The sequence below is a fragment of the Actinacidiphila oryziradicis genome (assembly GCF_005047355.1).
Taxonomy (GTDB): Bacteria; Actinomycetota; Actinomycetes; order Streptomycetales; family Streptomycetaceae; genus Actinacidiphila; species Actinacidiphila oryziradicis.
Genome location: NZ_SUMC01000263.1, coordinates 1 through 3,428 on the forward strand (window position 1 = coordinate 1; position 3,428 = coordinate 3,428).

A 3,428-nucleotide genomic window follows, 5' to 3' on the forward strand; every position below is an offset into this window, starting at 1 on the left:
TTCCCGGGCATCTTCGCCGGCGCGCTGCAGGTGAGGGCCTCGCGGATCACCGAAGGCATGAAGCTGGCCGCGGCCGAGGCGCTGGCGGCGGTCGTGGCGGACGAGCTGAGCGCGGACAACATCATCCCGAGCCCGTTCGACGAGCGGGTCGCCCCGGCGGTCACCGCCGCGGTGGCTGCCGCCGCTCGGGTGGAGGGCGTTGCCCGGCGCTGACGGCCTCCGGCCCGGGCGGAGCCAGGGGTGCCCCCGGCCGAAGGCAGGTGGGGCACTCCCCCAGCCTTCGGCCGGGGGCACCCCACCCAGACGCGAGTCTGGGGGAGAGAGTGCCCCCATCACCAGACGGCCCCTGGCCTGCGAACCGTCAGGAAGTGGCGCAGGCGGTGTTGAGTGCGCACTACGCCGCAGCTGGATCACCGCGCGCTCGGGCAGCCTCGCCGACTGGAAGTCGGCGCTGCACCGGCGCGGGAGATTCGCAGGCCGCAGTCGGATGCGCTCGGTGCCGCGTTCGGAGCAGTGAGGACGAGGGCCCGCTCTCCCAACCGCGTTGTCTGCGACACCCGCCCGCCCAGCGTGTCGGCCAACGTTGGTACTCGCGCCCGGGGGCGTCCCCCGTCACTCCAGGCAAGTTCATGCCGCTCTACCTCACGCAGTGCGCGCCCCGATCGGCTACGTTCCCCGCGCCGCCGGTGGGCCGGAACCATCCGCGCGCCACTGACGGGGGCCGGGGGCCGGACGGCTCATCTGGTCAGATGGTTATGCGTTCGGCGGCCGTGGTGACGATGGGGCGTTCTTGGTGGCGGCGCTCGTAGTCGAGTACCTGCCGGGTGAGGTCGGCGTCGGCCTCGCGCAGCCGAGCACGGATTTTCTCGGCATTCATGGAGTCGTAACCGGGCCAGGGCTCGCTCCCGCTCAGGTCCACGATCTTGTTCAGGATCGTGGAACGGCCCGCATGGGCCCGCTCATAGCCCTCGATCGTGGCCAGCTCGGCCTGGGACAGGCGGGGCAGCCGGTCGGTGACCTCGATGGCGGTCAGTTCGCCGTAGCCGGGAATCGGCAGCTCGTCCTCCGCTACCGCAGCCCCCTTCAACTCCCTCCACATCCGGGTCACGCCAGGCAGCCACCGGATCGCACCCGCGACCGTCTCCCGCAGACGGCTCCAACCCGCACGGACCGTCTGGGTGGCGGAGCGGCCGCCGTTCGAGGCTGCCACCGCCGCCGCGGCGTGCTCCGCAAGGCTGCCGCCGAGCGTTTGGAGCAGTTCCTCGTCGTGGCGGCGGATCGAGACGAGCAGCTCCGCGCCGACGGCATCGTCGGCCTCCCGGGCGAAGCTTTCGCCGGCTCGGCAGGTAGCCACAGCCAAGGCGGTGATCGCGTACTCGTCCTCGGCGTTCTTCAGCAGCCGGCGCTCTGGGGCCCTTCTCCGGCCCCGCAACGCGCCGACCGGTACCGCCATGGCAACGTCGAAGGGCAGCCGGGCAGCCCGGGTGGCCTGCCCGGCGAAGTCACGCACCCCGTCGAGGGCATTCCGGAGCGGGTCGTGCGGCCGCAGCTGCTCCACGTGTTCATCGATGCTGCTGACATGGTCTTGGGCGTCGGCGATGTGGCGCTCCAGGATCCGCCGGTACGTCCCGGCGGGGGTGACGGCGATATGAGCCTGGAACCTGTCGACGACCGAAGCTTGGGCGTCACGGACATCGCGCAACGCCGGTACGAGCAAATCCGTGGTCGCTGCCATCACGTGTCTCCTGGCTGGTCGGGTGAGTGCGAAGCCGCCGCGATCAGCGGGCCCGGCCGTAAGCCGGCCCTTGACCGCCCGGCGTGCGTCGTGGGCCTCATGTGCATCCTCCGCGCACCCACCAGAAGCTGCTCGGCGAGAGCGTGACCGGCGCTACCGCCTCCCTGGGCTCGGGCGGCCGCGAACCTGACCGGTTGCCCCTCCGCCAACCCGTGCAGCCGAGCGGGTCGACCGGCGCCGCGGCGTTGACGCAGACGGGTGAAAGCAGGGACTCCGCCACGGACTTCCGGTGACCTGCCGTGAAAGCGCACCGTTCCGGGATGCTCCGGCTCATGGCCCAGCCACAGCATGCGATGGACCACAGCCACTACTGGGGCAACAACTGCCCTGTCCTGCCCATCCAGCACGGCTTTCGTGAGCCAGCCACGGGATGAGTCAAAGCACAGCCGGTGACGTCATCGCGGCCGTACTCGGTCCTCCACGGGTCGGCCGGCGGTGTAGGGGGACCGTGCGGCCGGCGTCCGGCTCGGCCGCCCGGAGCGTTGCTTCGCTGCGGACCAAGCTCTGCCTGCCAGGGAGCCGCCGCTGGGCGATACCGGCGGCGGCTCCAGTTGTCATGCGAAAAATGGAAGTTGTTCTGTGCGGACGGTTCGTGCCGCACCGGAAAATCACTCCTCATCTGAGGATTGCCCACTGTCGGTCGCTGTCGCTTCTGATTCCTCGGTTCCAGCTTCTTCGGGGGACTCCTCGTCACGGCTCTCGACGGTTGGGGGCGTCTCCGCCTCGGCCGTCTCGGCTGTCTCGGCCGCAGGCTCCTCACCTCCGGCAGGTGCGGTCTCGGCCTCCTCCACCGAAGGGGTTTCAGGGGCCTCCGTCTCAGCCGCTTCAGCCGTCTCGGCTGCAGGCTCCTCACCTTCAGCAGGTGCGGTCTCGGCCTCCTCCACCGAAGGGGTTTCAGGCGTCTCCGTCTCGGCTGTCTCGGCCGCAGGCTCCTCACCTCCGGCAGGTGCGGTCTCGGCCTCCTCCACCGAAGGGGTTTCAGGGGCCTCTGTCTCAGCCGCTTCAGCCGTCTCGGCTGCAGGCTCCTCACCTTCAGCAGGTGCGGTCTCGGCCTCGTCCGCTGTAGGGGGCTGCTGCGCGATGTCGCTCATGGTTCACCTCCTTCCCTCACTGGCAGGTGGGAAGACGCTTGGGCATCGTCTGCCCGGGTATCCATCACATTCATGAACTAATAGGTATGTTCACCTTATTTGTCAGATTTACTCCTTCCTTATTGCTTGTCCGGAATTTTCTCTGTCGGCGCAGCCAACGGGGCCGCCCAGCTGCCGCTATTGCGGCAGGGCCGCTGGACTTCCGGTCCGGAGGACGGCTGTGGTCCATTCGTCCGGGGTACCGGGCACGGTGGGGCACCGGCTGCTGGTGACGGTCCCGGGACGATCTCATGGCCTTCCCGTCGATGCGGGAGGGGGATTGCGACTCGCGGCTTTGTCACGCTCACCCGATCCGTCCGGGGGCACGGGCGGTGGCGGCGTTCTGCGGTTGCGTGCAAGGCGGTTGAGCGACAAAGGCGGCCGCGGCGTGGATCCGGCGCTGGCATCGTCGGGGGCCGCAACGACGTTGATAGGTGGGAGCAGGCGAAGATTCCTACCGCTGGCAGTTCCAGCAGTTGACCGCTGGCGGCCATCATCGTCCG

Annotated in this window: 3 protein-coding genes; 1 reads left to right on the forward strand and 2 read right to left on the reverse strand. The window is 69.5% G+C overall.

Annotation, left to right across the window (positions count from 1 at the left end; all coding sequences use genetic code 11):
* On the forward strand, positions 1-213 hold a 213-nt coding region (locus FCI23_RS54755), incomplete at its 5' end, for a malic enzyme-like NAD(P)-binding protein (protein WP_322974069.1).
* 532 nt (positions 214-745) lie between these two features.
* On the opposite strand, the gene FCI23_RS54760 is transcribed toward FCI23_RS54755, so the two are convergent.
* Both FCI23_RS54760 and FCI23_RS54765 read right to left on the reverse strand, forming a co-directional pair.
* Positions 746-1,735 (reverse strand): hypothetical protein, encoded by a 990-nt coding sequence (locus tag FCI23_RS54760; RefSeq protein ID WP_136731638.1) that lies wholly within the window; start codon positions 1,733-1,735, stop codon positions 746-748.
* A gap of 668 nt (positions 1,736-2,403) precedes the next feature.
* On the reverse strand, positions 2,404-2,886 hold the full coding sequence (locus FCI23_RS54765; protein WP_136731639.1) for a hypothetical protein: 483 nt from the start codon (positions 2,884-2,886) through the stop codon (positions 2,404-2,406).
* Between the last annotated feature and the right edge of the window lie 542 nt (positions 2,887-3,428).

Coding starts and splice junctions, on each gene's coding strand:
- FCI23_RS54765 (WP_136731639.1), bottom strand. CDS start 2,886: ATGAGCGACATCGCGCAGCAGCCCCCTACAGCGGACGAGGCCGAGACC.
- FCI23_RS54760 (WP_136731638.1), bottom strand. CDS start 1,735: ATGGCAGCGACCACGGATTTGCTCGTACCGGCGTTGCGCGATGTCCGT.